General features: G+C 67.6%; 15 protein-coding genes. 9 read left to right on the plus strand and 6 right to left on the minus strand.

The window, feature by feature from the left end; translation table 11 throughout:
• Positions 1 to 20: 20 nt before the first annotated feature.
• Positions 21 to 269, minus strand: coding sequence for a hypothetical protein (locus FG323_RS12855; RefSeq protein ID WP_141455079.1), 249 nt, complete (start codon positions 267 to 269; stop codon positions 21 to 23).
• A 64-nt stretch (positions 270 to 333) separates the two neighbouring features.
• Positions 334 to 1,356, minus strand: a complete 1,023-nt coding sequence (locus tag FG323_RS12860; protein ID WP_343192863.1) for a pteridine-dependent deoxygenase — start codon at positions 1,354 to 1,356, stop codon at positions 334 to 336.
• 131 nt (positions 1,357 to 1,487) lie between these two features.
• Here FG323_RS12860 and FG323_RS12865 point away from each other — a divergent pair, with 131 nt between their 5' ends.
• The 4 genes from FG323_RS12865 to FG323_RS12880 all read left to right on the plus strand — a co-directional run bounded on the left by FG323_RS12865 (position 1,488) and on the right by FG323_RS12880 (position 4,980).
• Complete coding sequence (locus FG323_RS12865; RefSeq protein WP_141455080.1) at positions 1,488 to 1,949, plus strand: hypothetical protein; 462 nt, start codon at positions 1,488 to 1,490, stop codon at positions 1,947 to 1,949.
• Positions 1,950 to 1,956: 7 nt separating this feature from the next.
• Entirely contained in the window at positions 1,957 to 2,658 is a 702-nt protein-coding gene (locus FG323_RS12870) for a penicillin-insensitive murein endopeptidase (RefSeq protein WP_220094160.1), read from the plus strand.
• A gap of 145 nt (positions 2,659 to 2,803) precedes the next feature.
• Positions 2,804 to 3,226: a hypothetical protein gene (locus FG323_RS12875; RefSeq protein ID WP_141455081.1), complete on the plus strand. Its 423-nt coding sequence runs from the start codon at positions 2,804 to 2,806 to the stop codon at positions 3,224 to 3,226.
• Positions 3,227 to 3,420: 194 nt separating this feature from the next.
• Entirely contained in the window at positions 3,421 to 4,980 is a 1,560-nt protein-coding gene (locus tag FG323_RS12880; RefSeq protein ID WP_141455082.1) for a hypothetical protein, read from the plus strand.
• 19 nt (positions 4,981 to 4,999) lie between these two features.
• On the opposite strand, the gene FG323_RS12885 is transcribed toward FG323_RS12880, so the two are convergent.
• The 3 genes from FG323_RS12885 to FG323_RS12895 all read right to left on the minus strand — a co-directional run bounded on the left by FG323_RS12885 (position 5,000) and on the right by FG323_RS12895 (position 8,401).
• Positions 5,000 to 5,443, minus strand: a complete 444-nt coding sequence (locus FG323_RS12885; protein WP_141455083.1) for a cytochrome c oxidase assembly factor Coa1 family protein — start codon at positions 5,441 to 5,443, stop codon at positions 5,000 to 5,002.
• Between the two features lie 4 nt (positions 5,444 to 5,447).
• Positions 5,448 to 7,625 (minus strand): S9 family peptidase, encoded by a 2,178-nt coding sequence (locus FG323_RS12890; protein WP_255470187.1) that lies wholly within the window; start codon positions 7,623 to 7,625, stop codon positions 5,448 to 5,450.
• 74 nt (positions 7,626 to 7,699) lie between these two features.
• The gene (locus tag FG323_RS12895) at positions 7,700 to 8,401 is read right to left on the minus strand and encodes a glutathione binding-like protein (RefSeq protein ID WP_141455085.1); all 702 of its coding nucleotides are present in this window, start codon (positions 8,399 to 8,401) and stop codon (positions 7,700 to 7,702) included.
• A 110-nt stretch (positions 8,402 to 8,511) separates the two neighbouring features.
• On the opposite strand from FG323_RS12895, the gene FG323_RS12900 reads away from it, so the two are divergent.
• From FG323_RS12900 to FG323_RS12910, 3 genes are all read left to right on the plus strand, one after another.
• Complete coding sequence (locus tag FG323_RS12900) at positions 8,512 to 9,159, plus strand: TIGR00645 family protein (protein ID WP_141455086.1); 648 nt, start codon at positions 8,512 to 8,514, stop codon at positions 9,157 to 9,159.
• Between the two features lie 45 nt (positions 9,160 to 9,204).
• The gene (gene uvrD / locus FG323_RS12905) at positions 9,205 to 11,382 is read left to right on the plus strand and encodes a DNA helicase II (RefSeq protein WP_141455087.1); all 2,178 of its coding nucleotides are present in this window, start codon (positions 9,205 to 9,207) and stop codon (positions 11,380 to 11,382) included.
• An 83-nt stretch (positions 11,383 to 11,465) separates the two neighbouring features.
• Positions 11,466 to 11,912: a universal stress protein gene (locus tag FG323_RS12910; protein WP_141455088.1), complete on the plus strand. Its 447-nt coding sequence runs from the start codon at positions 11,466 to 11,468 to the stop codon at positions 11,910 to 11,912.
• 250 nt (positions 11,913 to 12,162) lie between these two features.
• Here FG323_RS12910 and FG323_RS12915 read toward each other — a convergent pair whose 3' ends face one another.
• A complete protein-coding gene (locus FG323_RS12915; protein WP_255470171.1) occupies positions 12,163 to 12,468 on the minus strand; it encodes a DUF2782 domain-containing protein in 306 nt (101 codons plus the stop codon).
• 96 nt (positions 12,469 to 12,564) lie between these two features.
• On the opposite strand from FG323_RS12915, the gene polA reads away from it, so the two are divergent.
• Both polA and FG323_RS12925 read left to right on the plus strand, forming a co-directional pair.
• Entirely contained in the window at positions 12,565 to 15,327 is a 2,763-nt protein-coding gene (gene polA / locus FG323_RS12920) for a DNA polymerase I (RefSeq protein ID WP_141455089.1), read from the plus strand.
• A 384-nt stretch (positions 15,328 to 15,711) separates the two neighbouring features.
• A complete protein-coding gene (locus FG323_RS12925) occupies positions 15,712 to 16,188 on the plus strand; it encodes a YetF domain-containing protein (protein ID WP_141455299.1) in 477 nt (158 codons plus the stop codon).
• The last annotated feature ends 579 nt before the right edge of the window (positions 16,189 to 16,767 follow it).

Genomic DNA, 16,767 nt, shown 5'->3' on the forward strand with positions numbered 1-16,767 from the left:
GCCGCGACGCGGCCCGGGGATCAGAAGACGCCGCCGCCCAGCATCAGGCGGCCGATGGCGACCACGATGACGATGCCGTTGAGGACCAGGCCCGTCTTGGCGCGGCCGCGGTTGCCGGCGGAAGTGAACAGGACGCCGATGGCGGCGATGATCGCGCCGACCGCGGCGAACGGAATCAGGAACCAGTTGCCCCATCCCAGCAGAGGGATCAGGGCCAGCACCATCCAGACCATCGCGACGATGCCCCACAGCAGACTGATCAGACCCATCGATGTCGTCTCCGCGCCGGAAAGGGCCGGCGATGTCCCGAACATGGGTGCTACGCGGCGGCGATCAAGCCACCAGGCCGTGCATGCCTTCGATTTCGACCCGCAGCTCGCGCCGGCACACATCGCCCAGCAGCATCAGGTAGGGCACCTCGCCGCCCAGGCGCGCCGCCAGTTGCGCCGTGACTTCTTCGGCATCCTCGGCGTCGCGCACGTAGACCTTCAGCCGCGCCGACGCATCCAGGTGCGCGGGCAGCTGCGGGCGCAGCGCGCGCGCCGCGCCGATCAGGCTGTCCAGGTTGGTCAGGGTTTCGTCCAGCTGGGCCTTCAGCGAATCGGCATGCTGCGAGGCATGGCCGACGATGGCCGCGGTGCCGGACAGGAACAGCGGCAACGCCGGCGCCGCGGTCGGCAACAGCGCGCGGGCGAAACTCGGCGATTGCGGACCGTACTCGCGCGGGTAGCGGTAGGCGCTGACCTGACGCGGATTCTCCAGCGGCGTGCCGGCCACGCGCGCGCTCAGCCAGTACACCTGCAGCACGCGGCGGCCGTCGCGGCTGCCGACGGCGGTGGCCGCCGGCAGGGTGCCGGTGTCGAATGGACCCAGCCCGCGCACGCGGCCGACGCAGAACTGGCGATAACGCTCGTGATCGCCTTCGCCCAGGATGATCGCGTCCAGGTAGTTCCAGATGCGCAGCAGGTGCGGGTAACCGCTGGCCTGCCAGAATCCGCTCAGGCGGCGGTAGACGAGTTCTCCGGCCAGCAGGATGCCGCCTTCGGGTTCTTGCATTTCCAGCACGCCGAACTGCAGCTCGCCGTCGCTGGCCCAGGTGATGCCGTCATCGGTGACGCCGGAGGAGACCGTCGCCGGGGAGCGCCAGACTTCCAGGCAACCCGTGCCATGGAGCGGTTGCAGCGGCACGTGCAGGTAGCGCGGATCGGGTACCTGCCCACGGGAGGGCGCGGTGTCGCCGAAGCCGAAGATCGCGAGGGTGTCCGGCCGGTCGAGCTCGCGGGCCAGCGCGGCGACGGGGACATGGTCGACCGCCAGCCGTGCGCTGCTGGGCCGGAAGTCGGGGACGACGCTCATCTTTCGGTACGGGTACGCATGAACAGGCGCTCATGATACCGCGCGGCCCCGGCATACCGGCGCATCGGCGTGGATATGCCATATTCAGTCCCTGCGGCGGATGATCCGGCGCAAACCACGGGAGTCGTGCCATGTCCGTCCGTCTTGCCGCCATGCTGGGGTTGGCCATCCTGCTGACCGGATGCGCCGGAACGTCCAAGGTGATGCTGGGAACGGCGCGCGCGCCGATCGACCCGGCCCAGGTCCAGGTCTACAGCACGCCGCCTCCGGGTTCGGTGGAAATCGCCCAGTTGGAATCGACCAGCGCGGTCGGTTTCGGCACCCAGGGCCAGACCGACGCCGCGGTCGCCCGGCTCAAGCGCGAGGCCGCGGCGCTGGGCGCCAACGGCGTGGTGCTGATGGGCGTGGGTTCGAGCGGTTCGCCGGTCGGCATGTCGGTCGGTGCGGGCAGCTACGGACGCCACAGTGGTGGCGGCGTCGGCATCGGCATCCCGACCACCCAGAAGCGCGCCGCCGGCGTGGCGATCTACGTGCCACCGGGTGCCGCGCCGCCGCCCGCGACCATTCCGCCGACCAGCCCGCCCGCGCGCTAGACCCCGCATGCGCCTGCCAGGAAGGCTGGCGATGCTGGCCGGCTTGGCCGCGCTCGCCGTCGCGACCAGCGGTTTCGCCGCCGACAGCGTCTGTTTCGGCACGCCTGGCCACGGGCGCCTGGAAAGGGCGGCACGCATTCCCGTTTCCGGCGCCAACTTCCGGGCTTACAGCGAGTTGGGCGTCCGCCTCGGCCGGACCCATGCGCATTCACGCGTGGTCCGGGTGATTACCCATGCTTACGGCGCGCTGGAAAAATCGATGCCGGATCGCGTGTTCGTCTATGGCGAATCGGGCTGGGCGCAGGGCGGTCCTTTCCGCCCGCACCGCACCCACCAGAACGGGCTGGCGGTCGATTTCATGGTGCCGGTGCTCGACGAATCCGGCCGCTCGGTACCGCTGCCTTCCCGCGTGGACAACAAGTTCGGCTATGGCATCGAGTTCGACCGCCAGGGCCGTCATGGCGACCTGCGCATCGACTTCGAAGCCATCGCCGAACATCTGCATGCGGTGCATGCCGCCGCCCGCCGCGAAGGCATCGCGGTGGATCGGGTCATCTTCGATTCGGCGCTGATCCCGGCCCTGTACCGCACCCGCCGCGGCGAGTTCATCCGCCGGCAGGTGCATTTCATGCCGGGAAAGGCGTGGGTCCGGCATGACGAGCACTACCACATCGATTTCGGGATTCCCTGCCGCCCGCTGGATGGATGACGCGTCCCCCGCATGGACGGCGTGGATGCTCGGACGGTTCCGATTCCCGTGCTGTCGCCCGAAGACTACGCTGACTTCTCCGCACGCTGTCCCGCCATGTCGTCCGGGGCCGGCATCCTGCATCGCCCCCGGCCCAAGGATTCCGATGAGAAAACTTCTTCCAGCGCTCGCGTTGTGCATGGCGGGCAGCGCCCAGGGCGCGGTCAGCACCGACATCCGCTGTTTCACCTCCGAAGGCGCGCGTCCCGTCCGCTTCGAGCTCCGTCTCTATCACGACGCCGCGATCGCCTGGTCGGGCGGCGCGGTGCGCTACGCGGGTTCGCGCGACAGCCTGCCGCTGGTGCGCGAAAGCGAGGAAGTGGAGGAAATGGTGCCTGGCCGCCCGTACCAGTTCACCACCACCTGGCAGGAGATGCTGGAGGGCAAGGTCAACGGTCGCTACGAGATGGTCAGCCAGGGAGCGCAGATCCACTCCATGGCCTACACGAACGCAGGCACCGGCAAGCGGACGGAATTTTCCTGGGTACCCGGCATCGAGGTTTCCGGAGACGACGGTTGCCGGTGGTGAGGTGGTGGAGGATGCGTGCGAGGACGGAAGGCCAGCATGGCAAGGCACGGACGTTGGTTCGCACGATGCCGGGATGGGTGTTCATGGCTTGCGTGTTCGCTGCTTCGGCGGGTGGGCGCGGCATGCAGGGCACAGGCATGACGCCGGTGCCTGATCGCGGGTCCGGAGCGAGTCCTGTCGCGGAGATCGCGCGGGTGAAGCGCCTGGATGGCGTGCAGGCGGTGGCCGATGCGCACGGCAGCCTCACCCTGGCATGGATCGAGGGTGCGACCGTGTACGCCGCCCGCCGCGATGCCGCGCGAGGAGCGTGGAGCGCTGCGGTTCGCATCGGTCCGGAACCCACGGCACCCGGGCAACGTTCCTTCAACCTGCAGGCGGCGGCGGATGCGGCGGGAACGGTGTTCGTGGCCTGGATGCAGGACACCTCGACGGGACGGCACGTCTTCGTCGCGCGGCATCTCGCGGGGCAGGCAGCATGGCAAGCGGTCCAGCGCGTGACCCCTGCGGACAAGGCGTTGCAGGTGGACGTGCACGAACTGGTTTTGCTGGTCGCGCCGGACGGAGATGCGACGGCGATCTGGTCGGAGATCGCGGATACGCAGACGCGCGCGGTGCGGACCTTGTCCAGCAGCGTCGCGCCCCAGCGGCGGCATGCGCTCCTGGCCGCGCGTTTCGACGCCGCCCGCGAGCGCTGGAGCGAGGCGATCCCGGTGGACCCGCGCCGGACCGGAGGATACGGGTTTGGCGTCAGCACGCCGCCCGCCGCGGCGATGGACGGCGATGGCAACGTGACCGTGGCCTGGAACGATCAAGTGGTCGACCGTCCTTTCCTGCTGGCCGCGCGGATCCGCAACGAACTGAAGACGAGCCGGTTCGATGTGCGCAACGGGCGCTGGGAGACGCCGCGGGTGCTCGCGCGCTGCGCCAACGCGATCGCCTGCACGCCGTGGTTGCGGAGCGGCGCTGACGGCACGATCTGGGCCGCCTGGAGTGAAGTCACCGCACCGCCGATCGGCCGGGATGTCTTCGTCGCCCGCCGCGCTCCGCAGGACCGGCGATGGTCGCAACCGCTGCGGCTGACGGACTGCCGGCAGGACGGCTGCGGCGGTGAACTGAGCGATCTGGAAATCGCGCCGTCGGGCGGCGTCGCGCTCCGCTGGGAGCGAGGCGACCGCACGGCGGGCGCGCTGCTGCCCAAACCCGCGGGCACGTGGCATCCGCTGCCGCTCACGCCGTGGCCGGTACGCATCGGTTGGCTGGAGGGCGATGCGCGGTTGTTCGTGATCGGCGGATCCGAATTCGACGCGGCGGGTGGATGGAATCCGGTCGGTGCGCTGGCGCACTACGCGGCGGTCGCCGATACGTCGGAGCCGTGGGAATGGCGTGCCGACGCGCCGCCGCCTTTCACGCTGCCGGAGGGATTCGTCCAACTCGACCGTCGGCGGATGCGCACCTTCCGTGTCGACGATATCCGGGCGGTGGTGTCGATCGGGCGGTTGGCGCCGCCTCCTGCGCAGCGGCGCGTGCGCGACGACGGGCGCTTCCAGATTGTGCTGGATCGCTATGACCCGGCGGTCGGGCGCTGGCTGGCGCCGACGGTTCTGGACGAGGTCGGAATATCCGGGAATGCGCTGTTTGGAGACGAGCCGGGCGGTGTGATCCCGCTGGCAACGACGCCGCGGGCCGCCGTCATCCTGTGGTGGCACAAGGACGTCGACGGCCTGGTGCTGAAAAGCGCGGACTACCGCTTCTGAGGTGCGCGCCGGTGCGGACTCAGCGCCCGAATTCCCCGGCGTCGTCGTCTTCATCCCTCAAATCGATCCGCTGGCCACCGTCCAGGGCCACCACCAGCGTCTCGTACTGCCACTCGCCAGCCTGCTTGCTCGCCTCCACGTACAGCGTGGCCGCGCCGCGGCTGCCCTTGAGCGGGATGGCGAGGTTCGCCTCGCCGGACGCGGCGCTACCGTCGATGCTGCCCTGGACGAAATAGCCCGGCGTGATCGGTTCGCCCAGCGCCGCCACCACGGCGGCGTCGGCGCGGGCGCGTGAAAGTCCGGTCTGGTACGGCTCGGACGACTTCATCATGCCGAACACGAAACTCATGATCGCCAGGATGAAGGCGGCGATCAGGGCCATCCCCGTCACTACCAGCGTTGGTACGAACCACTTCCAGTTGCGGCTCCACCAGTTCGGCGGCGGGACGGGGATCTGGTTCATGTCGTCACTCCACGGGCTTCAGGCAGCGCTGGAAGAAATCCTCGGTGACCTTCAGCCGGTGCAGGTTGTCCTTGCCGCGCAGGCCGTGCTTGGCGCCGGGATAGGTCATCAGCTCGAACGGAACCGCGCGCTGCTGCAGGGCGCTCATCAGCTTGGTCGAATTGGTGAACAGCACGTTGTCGTCGGCCATGCCGTGGATCAGCAGCAGCCGCGACTTCAGACCATCCACGTGGGTGAGCACCGAACCCTCGCGATAGCCTTCCACGTTCGACTTCGGCAGATCCATGTAGCGTTCGGTGTAGTGGGTGTCGTACAGGCCCCAGTCGGTGACCGGCGCGCCCGCCACGCCGCAGGCATAGGCGTCGGAGGCCTTGGCCAGCAGCATCAGGGTCATGTAGCCGCCGTTGGACCAGCCGTACACGCCGATGCGCGAACCGTCGACCCACGGCTGCGACTTCAGGAAGTCCACGCCCTTGAGCTGATCGACGACCTCCACCGTGCCCTGCTTGCGGAACAGCGCGTTGCCGAACTTCGCGCCGCGCCGCGGCGTGCCGCGGTTGTCCAGCGAGAACACCACGTAGCCGTGCTGCGCCATGTACTGATCGAAAGTGGGCGCCCAGGTGCGGCTGACGGTCTGGCCGGCCGGGCCGCCATAGACGTAGACCACCACCGGATACTTCTTCTTCGGATCGAAGCCGGCCGGCTTGATCAGGCTGTAGTGCAGGGTCTGGCCATCCTCGGCGGACAGGGTGCCGTATTCGATCGGGCGATGCGCGTCCTTGTATTTGGCATACGGATGCTGCGGGTCGGCCAGATCGTTCTTCACCAGCGCGGTCAGCAGGCTGCCGTCGGCGCGGTGCAGTTCCACCTGCGGCGGCGTGGTCGGATTGGACCAGTTGTCGATGTAGACCTCGGCGTTGTCGCTGAAGGCCACGCCGTGCATGCCCTCGGCGCGGGTGATGCGCACGGGCTTGGCATCACCGGCCAGGCTGACGGAATACAGCTGCCGCTCCAGCGGCGAAGCCTCGGTGGCGGTGAAGTAGACCAGGCCCTTGGCCTCGTCCAGCGCCGAGACGTCCTCGACCGTCCAGTCGCCGGAGGTCAGCTGCGCCACCTGCTTGCCGTCCTTGTCGTGCAGGTACAGGTGCTCGAAACCGCTCTTCTCGGAGGACCACAGGATGCGGCCGTCCTTGAGGAAGCGCAGGTTGTTGTGCAGCGGGATCCAGGTCGTGCTGGTCTCGGTGATTAGGGTGCGCTGCTTGCCGCTGTCCAGATCCGCTTCGATCAGCTCCAGCGTGCGCTGGTCGCGCGACTGGCGCTGGAACGTGGGGTGGCGCGCGTCGCGCCAGTTCACCCGCGCCAGGTAGATGTCCTTCTCCGCGCCCAGATCCAGCCATTTCGGCGCGCCGCCCTTGGGCGAGATCACGCCCAACTGGATCAGCACGTTCGGATCGCCGGCGGCCGGGTAGCGTTGCTCGACGATGTCGGCGCGATCCGGATACACCTCGAAGCGCTTCTGGATCGGCACCGGGCTTTCGTCGATGCGGGCGAAGGCGATCGCCGAGTCATCCGGCGCCCACCAGTAGCCGGTATGGCGATCCATTTCCTCGTCGGCGACGAACTCGGCCACGCCGTTGCCGATCGTGTCCGAACCGTCGCGGGTCAGCTGGATTTCCTTGCCGCTGGCCAGGTCGATCACCCACAGGTTGCGCTCGCGCACGAAGCTGACGAAGCCGCCCTTGGGCGACACCTTGGGATCGGTGGCGAAGCCGCCGCCGCGGGTCAGCTTGCGTACCGCCTCGGCACCGCTCTTGCCCAGGTCGTACAGATACAGTTCGCCGCCCAGCGGGAACAGCAGGCGCTGGCCATCCGGCGAGAACTGGTAGTCGACGATGCCCGACAGCGCGGCGATGCGCTGGCGCTCACGACGCGCCTTTTCCTCGTCGCTCAGGGTCTCGGTGCCGGGCAGCACCACCTTGGAGTCCACCAGCATGCGGGTCTGCCCACTGGCGATGTCGTATTCCCACAAATCCAGCTGGAAGCGGTTGTCCTGCTTGCCGCGCAGGAAGGTCACCCGCTTGCCGTCCGGCGAGGTCTTGGCCTTCATCAGCGACGGACCGGACAGCGGGGCGTCGCCGGCCAGGGCTTCCAGGGTGAGTTTTTCGGCGTGGGCAACGGGCATGGCGGCGATCTGGCAGGTGGACGCCAGGCAGGCGGCCAGGAAAAGTCCGGTCAACGGGCGGGCGAGCGCTTTCTTCATGACTTCACGGGTCCTTGGTTGAACAGGTGTTTGCGTTCTTCATCGGTAAGCGGCTGGCCGGCATTGGGATTGACCTGCGTGCGCAGCGCGTAGGCGCGCTGGGTGGCGGGACGTGCGGCGATGCTTTCATGCCAGCGTCTCAGATTCGGAAACGCCCCGAAATCCGGTGGCACCTTGTCGTAGGCGTGGATCCAGGGGTAGCTGGCCATGTCGGCGATGCCGTATTCGTCGCCGGCCAGGTAAGCGCTCTCCGCCAGGCGCTTGTCCATCACGCCGTGCAGGCGCGCCACTTCGCGGCCGTAGCGTTCGATGGCGTACGGAATCGGCTCCGGCGCATAGACATTGAAGTGGCCCATCTGCCCGGTCATCGGCCCCAGCCCGCCCATCTGCCAGAACAGCCATTCCAGCGCCGCGACGCGGCCGCGCGGCGTCGCCGGCAGGAAACGGCCGGTCTTCTCGGCCAGGTACAACAGGATCGCGCCGGATTCGAACACGCTCTGCGGCGCGCCGCCGTCGGCCGGGGCGTGATCGACGATCGCCGGCATCTTGTTGTTGGGGGAAATGGCCAGGAATTCGGGCTTGAACTGATCCCCCGCGCCGATGTTGACCGGCCTGATCGTGTAGGGGAGCCCGGCTTCTTCCAGGAACAGGGTGATCTTGTGGCCGTTGGGGGTGGGCCAGTAGTACAGGTCGATCATCGCGGGGGACCCCGGGGCACGAAAGGACCGAGTGTAACGCCGCCCGCGGGTTGGCAGCAGGGGATCCGCCCGGTAACCTGCGCCCTTTCCCAGCACTGCATCCGACCCCCATGTCGCAATCGCCCAACGCGCGCCTTGGTTTCCTGCCGAACCTGATATTCGCCTCCCGCTGGCTGCAGCTGCCGCTGTACCTGGGTCTGATCGTGGCCCAGGCGGTCTACGTGTTCCTGTTCCTGAAGGAGCTGTGGCACCTGATCCACGGCGCCAATACCCTGACCGAGCAGGGCATCATGCTGCTGGTGCTGGGCCTGATCGACGTGGTGATGATCTCCAACCTGCTGGTGATGGTGATCGTCGGCGGCTACGAGACCTTCGTGTCGCGGCTGCGCCTGCACAACCATCCGGACCAGCCGGAGTGGCTGAGCCACGTCAATGCCAGCGTGCTGAAGGTGAAGCTGGCGATGGCGATCATCGGCATCTCCTCCATCCACCTGCTCAAGACCTTCATCGGCGCCGGCGAACTCGGCCTGCCGCTGTGCGGGTCGCAGGATCACATCAGCGCGCTCTCCACCGCCGCGACCGCGTTGAAGGCGGGCTACGACCTGGGGGCGGTGAAGTGCACCGCGGTCACATCCGTCGGCGTGATGTGGCAGACCATCATCCATGGCGCCTTCATCCTGTCGGCGATCGGCATCGCCTATACCGACAAGGTGATGAGCAGCGTTGCCCCCAAGCGCGAGCACGCCGCCGCCCACTGAGCGGCGCGACGGGGTTTCCACCGTGGCGTCCTGTAAAATGCCGCGGTGGATGTCTCTCACCTACTCGATGATCTGAACCCCGCGCAGCGCGAGGCCGTCTCCGCGCCGCCGGGCCATTACCTGGTCCTGGCCGGCGCCGGTTCCGGCAAGACCCGCGTGCTCACCCACCGCATCGCCTGGCTCAACGAAGTCGAGGGCGTGCCGACCCACGGCATCCTGGCGGTGACCTTCACCAACAAGGCGGCCGGCGAGATGCGCGCGCGCGCCGACCTGCAGCTGCGCAACGGCAGCCGTGGCATGTGGATCGGCACCTTCCACGGCCTGGCCCACCGCCTGCTGCGCCTGCACTGGCAGGAGGCGAAGCTGCCGGAAACCTTCCAGGTGCTGGACAGCGATGATCAAATTCGCCTGGTCAAGCGGGTGGTGCAGCAGCTGGAACTGGACGAGGCGCGCTTCCCGCCGCGCCAGATCGCCTGGTGGATCAACGCGCAGAAGGACGAAGGCCGGCGCGCCGAACACCTGCAACCGGGCGACGACATCTGGGCCGACACCCTGCGCCGGGCGTACGTGCTGTACCAGGAACGCTGCGATCGCGCCGGCCTGGTCGATTTCGCCGAACTGCTGCTGCGCGCACACGAACTGCTGCGCGACAACCCGGCGCTGCTGGCGCATTACCGGCACCGCTTCCGCGAGCTGCTGATCGACGAGTTCCAGGACACCAACGCCATCCAGTACGCGTTCGTGCGGGTGCTGGCCGGCGACACCGGCCACGTGTTCGTGGTCGGCGACGACGACCAGGCCATCTACGGCTGGCGCGGCGCCAAGGTCGAGAACGTGCAGCGCTTCCTCAAGGATTTCCCGCAGGCGCGCACCATCCGGCTGGAACAGAACTACCGCTCCAGCGCCAACATCCTCAACGCCGCCAACGCGGTGATTGCCCACAACCCCGGCCGCATCGGCAAGCAGCTGTGGACCGACAGCGGCGACGGCGAACCGATCGATCTGTACGCGGCCTACAACGAGATCGACGAGGCCCGCTTCGTGGTCGAGCGCATCCGCCAGTGGGTACGCGATGGTGGCAGCCTCAACGACGCGGCCATCCTCTACCGCAGCAACGCGCAGTCGCGGGCATTCGAAGAGACCCTGCTGTCGGAACAGGTGCCGTACCGCGTCTACGGCGGTATGCGCTTCTTCGAGCGCGCCGAGATCAAGGACACCCTGGCCTACCTGCGGTTGATGGCCAACCGTGACGACGATGCGGCCTTCGAGCGGGCGGTCAACACGCCGGCGCGCGGCATCGGCGATCGCACCATGGACGAAGTGCGCCGGCTGGCGCGCGCGGAATCGCTGTCGCTGTGGCAGGCCGCGCGGCGGCAGGTCGGCGGCACCGCGCTGGCGGCGCGGGCGCGCAACGCCCTGGCCGGCTTCCTGGCGCTGGTCGAGGCGCTGGCGGCGGAAACCGGTGAGCTGCCATTGCAGGATCGCATCGATCACGCGCTGATGCGCTCGGGCCTGCGTGACCACTACGCCGCCGAGAGCCGGGGCCAGCTGGATTCGCGCACCGACAACCTGGACGAACTGGTGTCGGTGGCCTCGCGTTTCGTCCGTGTCGACGACGAGGAAATCGAGGGCATGACCGATCTGGTCGCCTTCCTCGCCTACGCCGCCCTGGAGGCCGGCGAGGGCCAGGCCCAGGCCGGCGAGGATGGCGTGCAGCTGATGACCCTGCATTCGGCCAAGGGCCTGGAGTTCCCGCTGGTGTTCCTGGCTGGGCTGGAAGAGGGCCTGTTCCCCAGCAACAAGTCGCTGGACGAGAGCGGCCGGCTGGAGGAGGAGCGCCGCCTGGCCTACGTCGGCATCACCCGCGCGCGGCAGAAGCTGGTGCTGAGCTTCGCCGAGGCGCGCCGCCTGCACGGCCAGGACATGTACGGCATTCCCTCGCGGTTCCTGCGCGAGATCCCCACCGCGCTGCTGAACGAGGTGCGTCCACGCGTGCAGGTGTCGCGGCCGGCGGCCAGCTATGGCCCGCGCCGCGATCTGGGCCACGCCGCGGTGGAGTCGCCCACGCTCAAGCTTGGCCAGAACGTCGTGCACGCGAAATTCGGGCGCGGTGTGGTAACTGACTACGAGGGTGCTGGCGCGCATGCGCGCGTGCAAGTCCACTTCGACGAGGAAGGCAGCAAATGGCTGGTGCTCGCCTACGCCAACCTGCAGGCGGTGTGACGCCCGCGGATTGATTCCGATCAAGGCATGGCGAGGCATTCCGGCGTGTAATGGTTCCACCCCACGACGACGGAGGTATCCCCATGTATCAACGCATCCTGATAGCGACCGACGGCTCCGAGCTGGCGATGAAGGGCGTGGAGCAGGGGCTGGTGCTGGCCAGCCAGCTCAAGGCGCAGGTCGCCGTGGTCACGGTCAGCGAACCCATCGTCACCGGCTTCGACGATGCCCTGGGCTGGGGCGCGGCCAACCGTTTCTCCACCGACTACCAGAAGGCCCAGGATGAAGCGGCCCAGCGGATCTTCGAGGGCGTCACCCAGCGCGCGCAGGCACATGGGCTGGCGATCACGCCCGTGCATGTCCGCGATCGCTACGCGGCCGAAGGCGTCATCGAGGCCGCCGCCGAGCAGAAGGCGGATCTGATCGTGATGGCCTCGCATGGCCGGCGTGGCCTGGGACGCCTGCTGATCGGCAGCCAGACCCACGAAGTGCTGACCCACAGCCAAGTGCCGGTACTGGTGGTGCGCTGATCCGCAGCGCGCGCGGCCTGTGGCCGCGGGCTTTCCGCCACCTCGCGACAGGGATGGGCCTTCTCTCCCCGGTCCCCGCGAAAGGAAGGCTCGCGGCCACAGGCCGCGCACATGAATTCCTTCCCCCGCCTGCGGGGGAAGGTGCCCGAAGGGCGGAAGGGGGCACGCGCCCGGGAGCCAAGCGGCTTTTTCCCGTCGCAGCAACAGCATCACGAACCCGTAAACCACCCTCCGCGACCGGAACCGCCACTCACCAGCCGTAGATCTTCCAGTACACCGGCGACACCGGGCCTTCGCCCTTGCTCTTGTCCAGCCGGCCGTCGCCGTTCTCGTCGATCAGGTAATAGGCTGGGCCCCGCGCCGGGGTGACCTTGACCATGCGCAGCTGGCCGGCCACGCGGTATTCCTCGATCACGTCGCCATTGGTTTCGGTGCGGACCGCGACCTGGGCATCGGCCAGATCCACGCCGGGATCGTCCTGGGCGCCGCCCATCGACGCGCAACCTGCCAGCAGCAACACGGCAAGCGCGGCGGTTGCCAACGTCATGCGGGACATCGCGGACTCCTCGGGAATGACCGGTTGGAGGATTATGCGCCAATCGCCGCCAAAGCGCCGTGACGCCGCGCCCGTGCCGGGGCGTAGAATCGCCGCATGAAACGACTAGTCCTGATCGACGGATCCAGCTATCTGTTCCGCGCATTCCACGCGTTGCCGCCCCTGACCAATGCCGCCGGCGAACCGACCGGCGCGCTGTTCGGCGTGGTCAACATGCTGCGCGCCACGCTCAAGGAAATGCCCGACTACGTGGCCTTCGTGCTGGATGCCAGCGGCCCGACCTTCCGCGACGCGCTGTATCCCGAGTACAAGGCCAACCGCCCGCCGATGCCCGAGGATCTGCGCGCGCAGGTGGAGCCGATGCGCCGCATCGTCGAGGCGCTGGGCTTCCCGCTGCTGTGCGTGGAAGGCGTGGAGGCCGACGACGTGATCGGCACGCTGGCGCTGCAGGGCGCGGCGCAGGGCATCGAGGTCACCATTTCCACCAGCGACAAGGATTTCGCCCAGCTGGTGCGGCCGGGCGTGGCACTGGTCAACACCATGAGCGGCAGCCGGATGGATTCGGCCGAGGCGGTGATGGACAAGTTCGGCGTGCGGCCCGAGCAGATTGTCGACTTCCTCGCCCTGATGGGCGATACCGTGGACAACGTGCCCGGGGTGGAGAAGTGCGGTCCCAAGACCGCCGCCAAGTGGCTGGGCGAATACGGCACGCTCGACGCGATCATCGCCGGCGCCGACGGCATCAAGGGCAAGATCGGCGAGAACCTGCGCGCGGCGCTGCCGCGGCTGCCGCTGAACCGCGAACTGGTCACCATCAAGACCGACGTCGCGCTGCCCGGTGGACCGGAGACGCTGGCGCTGCGCAATCGCGACGTCGGCGAACTGCGCGAGTTGTATTCGCGCTATGGCTTCAACCAGGCCTTGAAGGAGCTGGACGGCGGCGCGACCGCCGGCGCGGTCGCCGAGAAGGAACCCGGCCGCGCGCGCGGCACCGGTTTCGTCTCCGGCCCCGCAGCGGATGCCGCGCCGGTCGATGCGGCGTGGTCCGCTCCGGGCGAATACGAGACGGTGCTGAGCGAGGCCCAGCTGGAGGCGTGGATCGCCCGATTGGCGGCGGCCGACGAGTTCGCGTTCGACACCGAGACCGACAGCCTGGATGCGATGCAGGCCAATCTGGTCGGGCTGAGTTTCGCGGTGGAACCCGGCAAGGCGGCCTACCTGCCGCTGGGGCATGTCTATCCGGGCGCGCCCGCGCAACTGGATCAAACCGCCACCCTGGCCCGGCTGGCGCCGCTGTTCGCCGATCCCGGCAAGCGCAAGCTCGGCCAGCACGGCAAGTACGATCTGCATGTGCTGCGCCGCCATGGCGTGGAGGTCGGCGGCTACGCCGACGACACCATGCTGGAGAGTTTCGTATACAACTCCGGCAGCAACCGCCACGACATGGACAGCCTGGCCAAGCGCTTCCTCGGCTACGACACCATCAAGTACGAGCAGGTCGCGGGCAAGGGCGCCAAGCAGATCCTGTTCTCTCAGGTGGCGCTGGACGACGCCACCCGCTACGCCGCCGAGGATGCGGATGTCACCCTGCGGCTGCACCGGGTGATGGCGCCGAAGCTGGCCGCCGAGCCGGGGCTGGAACGCGTGTACCGCGATATCGAGATGCCGCTGGTGCCGGTGCTGGCGCGCATCGAGGCCAATGGCGTGCGTATCGACGGCGATGAACTGCGCCGGCAGAGCGCGGACCTGTCCAAGCGCATGCTGGCCGCGCAGCAGAAGGCCACCGAACTGGCCGGGCGCAGCTTCAACCTGGATTCGCCCAAGCAGTTGCAGGCGCTGCTGTTCGACGAGCTCAAACTGCCGGCGGTGCTGAAGACGCCGACCGGCCAGCCCAGCACCAACGAGGAAGCGCTGGAGGCGATCGCCGACCAGCACGAGCTGCCGCGCGTGATCCTCGAGTACCGCGGGCTGGCCAAGCTGCGCAGCACCTACACGGACAAACTGCCGGAGATGGTCAATCCGGTCACCGGCCGCGTGCACACCAGCTACCACCAGGCCGGCGCGGCCACCGGGCGGCTGTCCTCGACGGATCCCAACCTGCAGAACATCCCGATCCGCACCGAGGACGGCCGCCGTATCCGCAAGGCGTTCGTGGCGCCGCCGGGGCGCAAGCTGATCGCCTGCGACTACTCGCAGATCGAACTGCGGATCATGGCGCACCTGTCCGAGGATCCGGGCCTGGTGCGCGCGTTCGAATCGGGTGCCGACATCCACAAGGCCACCGCCGCCGAAGTGTTCGGGCGAAAGTTGGAGGACGTCGGCTCCAACGAACGCCGCGCGGCCAAGGCGATCAACTTCGGCCTGATGTATGGCATGAGCGCGTTCGGGCTGGCGCGCCAGCTCGGCATCGGTCGCGGCGAGGCGCAGGACTACATCGCGCTGTACTTCAGCCGCTATCCGGGGGTGCGCGACTTCATGGAGCGTACCCGTCAGCAGGCGCGCGAGCAGGGCTACGTGGAGACCGTGTTCGGCCGTCGGCTGTACCTGGAGTACATCAACAAGGGCACCCAGGGCCAGCGCGCCGGCGCCGAGCGCGCGGCGATCAACGCGCCGATGCAGGGCACGGCGGCCGACATCATCAAGCGCGCGATGATCGCGGTGGATGGATGGCTGGCCGACCATCGCGAACGCGCGCTGATGATCCTGCAGGTACACGACGAACTGGTGTTCGAGGCCGATGCCGATTTCGTGCCCACACTGGTGGCCGAGGCCGGCGCGCGGATGTCGGCGGCGGCGCAACTCATCGTTCCGCTGGTGGTCGACAGCGGCGTCGGCGACGACTGGGATCAGGCCCATTGAGTCCGATTTGGACGTCTAAATCCGGAAACCCGTTGACAACCAGAAACTTGCGAACGTGATGTAGAAAAAGGGTGCGATTCAATTTGTGAACTGGACAGTTCAATAAAATGAATGCGGCCTTAATCCTACGGATTCTTAACGTGAATCTTCACGAACCATCCATGTGGGAAATGGTCAGATAACTCGCGACAGATGCAACGTCTGTCGCGGATCTCTCCCATCCCCTGGAGCGATCTCCCGGAACGGTGACCCCTCCCCAGGTTCCCGTTCCCCTGGCCCCGATGACCTCCCCCTGGTCTTCGGGGCTTTTTATTTGTGCGCTCTCCATGGCCGGGCACGCTAACGTGGCGCCATCCCGAACGGAGCGCGGACATGGATTCCTTCCTGCACCAGACCTTCAACCTTTCGATGCCCTGGTGGGGCTTCGTCGTCCGCGCGGTCATCGTCTACTTCGCGCTGCTGGTGATGATTCGGGTATCCGGCAAGCGCACGATGGGACAGTTCACCTCGTTCGACATGCTGTTGGTGGTGCTGCTGGGCAATGCGGTGCAGAACGCGCTGCTGGGCGAGGACGCATCGGTGGGCGGTGGCCTGCTGCTGGCCGCCGTGCTGATGGCGGTCAATTGGCTGGTCGGATTCGTCTCCGCGCGCAGCCGGCGGGTGGAAGCGCTGGTCGAAGGTTCACCGGTGCTGCTCGCGCGTGATGGCAAGGTCTACCGCGAGGTGCTTCGCCGCGAACTGATCAGCCGGCAGGACTTCGACAAGGCGATGCGCGAGGCGGGCATCGATGCGATCGACGAGATCCATCTGGCGGTGCTGGAAACCAATGGCCACATCACGCTGGTGACGCGACACGCGTGAGAGGCGACCCGGCATCCGGCTTTTGGCGAGTATCGGTCTTCATGCCAAGAGCAAATCCCTGGTCACCCGCTGCGCAGGGCGCCCGTCTCCCTTTTCGCTTTTCAACGGCCGAATGGCGGATCAAGGGGGCTGTCCGATGGAGGCCGGGATTCGGGATTAGGGATTAGGCGAATCGCCCTGCTTTTACCTCCCCCTTTGCAAAAGGGGGATTGAGGGGGATTTGCTCTCGGCGCCAGGAGCAAGCGCTTCTCAACAGCCGGATGGCGGGTCAAAGGGGCTATCCGACGGAGGCCGGGATTCGGGATTAGGGATTAGGCGAATCGCCCTGCTTTTACCTCCCCCTTTGCAAAAGGGGGATTGAGGGGGATTTGCTCTCGGCGCCAGGAGCAAGCGCTTCTCAACAGCCGGATGGCGGGTCAAAGGGGCTATCCGACGGAGGCCGGGATTCGGGATTAGGGATTAGGCGAATCGCCCTGCTTTTACCTCCCCCTTTGCAAAAGGGGGATTGAGGGGGATTTGCTCTCGGCGCCAGGAGCAAGCGCTTCTCAACAGCCGGATGGCGGGTCAAAGGGGCTATCC

This window comes from Pseudoxanthomonas sp. z9 (genome assembly GCF_006542425.1).
GTDB lineage: Bacteria > Pseudomonadota > Gammaproteobacteria > Xanthomonadales > Xanthomonadaceae > Pseudoxanthomonas_A.

Excerpts from the sequence above, each read along its gene's own strand:
- polA (WP_141455089.1), top strand. The coding sequence starts at position 12,565 with ATGAAACGACTAGTCCTGATCGACGGATCCAGCTATCTGTTCCGCGCA.
- FG323_RS12885 (WP_141455083.1), bottom strand. The coding sequence starts at position 5,443 with ATGAACCAGATCCCCGTCCCGCCGCCGAACTGGTGGAGCCGCAACTGG.
- FG323_RS12900 (WP_141455086.1), top strand. The coding sequence starts at position 8,512 with ATGTCGCAATCGCCCAACGCGCGCCTTGGTTTCCTGCCGAACCTGATA.
- FG323_RS12895 (WP_141455085.1), bottom strand. The coding sequence starts at position 8,401 with ATGATCGACCTGTACTACTGGCCCACCCCCAACGGCCACAAGATCACC.
- FG323_RS12860 (WP_343192863.1), bottom strand. The coding sequence starts at position 1,356 with ATGAGCGTCGTCCCCGACTTCCGGCCCAGCAGCGCACGGCTGGCGGTC.
- FG323_RS12865 (WP_141455080.1), top strand. The coding sequence starts at position 1,488 with ATGTCCGTCCGTCTTGCCGCCATGCTGGGGTTGGCCATCCTGCTGACC.
- FG323_RS12870 (WP_220094160.1), top strand. The coding sequence starts at position 1,957 with ATGCGCCTGCCAGGAAGGCTGGCGATGCTGGCCGGCTTGGCCGCGCTC.
- FG323_RS12855 (WP_141455079.1), bottom strand. The coding sequence starts at position 269 with ATGGGTCTGATCAGTCTGCTGTGGGGCATCGTCGCGATGGTCTGGATG.
- FG323_RS12875 (WP_141455081.1), top strand. The coding sequence starts at position 2,804 with ATGAGAAAACTTCTTCCAGCGCTCGCGTTGTGCATGGCGGGCAGCGCC.
- FG323_RS12915 (WP_255470171.1), bottom strand. The coding sequence starts at position 12,468 with ATGTCCCGCATGACGTTGGCAACCGCCGCGCTTGCCGTGTTGCTGCTG.
- FG323_RS12890 (WP_255470187.1), bottom strand. The coding sequence starts at position 7,625 with ATGCCCGTTGCCCACGCCGAAAAACTCACCCTGGAAGCCCTGGCCGGC.
- FG323_RS12910 (WP_141455088.1), top strand. The coding sequence starts at position 11,466 with ATGTATCAACGCATCCTGATAGCGACCGACGGCTCCGAGCTGGCGATG.